Source organism: Microbacterium sp. 69-10 (assembly GCF_001897945.1).
GTDB lineage: Bacteria > Actinomycetota > Actinomycetes > Actinomycetales > Microbacteriaceae > Microbacterium.
This window is the reverse complement of the sequence record NZ_MKRT01000009.1, coordinates 33,411-34,146: the sequence shown is the minus strand read 5'-3', so window position 1 is coordinate 34,146 and position 736 is coordinate 33,411. Positions and strand designations below refer to the sequence as shown.

1 pseudogene is annotated in these 736 nt (G+C 70.0%); it reads left to right on the top strand.

Going from position 1 to position 736, the window contains the following annotated elements:
- Positions 1-52: 52 nt before the first annotated feature.
- Positions 53-736: pseudogene (locus tag BGN97_RS04005) on the top strand (RNA degradosome polyphosphate kinase); the annotation flags it as partial.

Sequence of the window (736 nt, the reverse complement as noted above, 5' to 3'; positions counted from 1 at the left end):
CCTGGGCGATGCCGAGGACGACGATTTCGATGCGCATGAGGCGCCAGACGCCGTGCTGCCCGACCATCGCTACCACGACCGCGAACTGAGCTGGCTGGCGTTCAACCAGCGCGTGCTGGAGCTGGCGGAGGACCCGGCGCTGCCGGAGCTGGAGCGGGCCAACTTCCTGGCGATCTTCGCCAGCAACCTCGACGAGTTCTTCATGGTGCGCGTCGCGGGGCTCAAGCGCCGCATCCTCACCGGGCTCGCGGTGCCGACCAACGTCGGCCGCGCGCCGACCGACGTGCTCTCCGACATCTCCGCCGAGGCGCACGCCCTGCAGCTGCGCCACGCCGACGTGTGGACCGAGCAGGTCAAGCCTGCGCTGGCGGACGCCGGTATCGAGATCACCGAGTGGGGCGACCTGACGGATGCCGAGCGGGACGCTCTGGGCGAGTACTTCCAGGCCCAGGTGTTCCCGGTGCTCATGCCCCTGGCGGTCGACCCGGCGCACCCGTTCCCCTACATCTCCGGGCTGTCGCTGAACCTCGCCATCCGCATCCGCAACGCCCGCACCGGGCGCCAGGACTTCGCGCGCCTGAAGGTGCCGCCGATGCTCCCCCGGTTCGTGGAGGTGCCGGGCGCCGGCGAGATCCTCCGGTTCATCCGCCTGGAGGAGCTGATCGCCAACCACCTGGACGACCTCTTCCCCGGCATGGAGGTGCTCGATCACCACGCGTTCCGCCTCACCAGGAAC